Genomic DNA, 287 nt, shown 5'->3' on the forward strand with positions numbered 1-287 from the left:
CTATCACCTTCAAAATCTGGAAAATGTTTTAGAAAAATGTCGATGACAGCGTGACGCAATTCATCGCCCGCAAGGCCAATCAGTTTAATCGGATAATCCATAGGGAAAACCCAAAGATGTTCTTGAAGTTCACGAGATGGTGTACGGTCTAACATGGTAGTCCCCCTAATTTTAAACGCCTGCAATCATGCAGGCGTTTGGGTCTGTCTTGGCTACTTAAATGGAGACTGATGATCAAATTTCAAGTCTCCACATCAAGTATCAAATCTTAATCATTCTCAAGGAAT

General features: G+C 40.8%; 1 protein-coding gene. It reads right to left on the bottom strand.

Annotation, left to right across the window (positions count from 1 at the left end; translation table 11 throughout):
- Window positions 1-155 (bottom strand): DUF493 family protein (locus tag ACZYR9_RS27770; protein WP_488981514.1); only part of this gene is annotated, 155 nt, incomplete at its 3' end.
- Window positions 156-287 lie beyond the last annotated feature (132 nt).

Source organism: Paenibacillus sp. F024 (assembly GCF_057814255.1).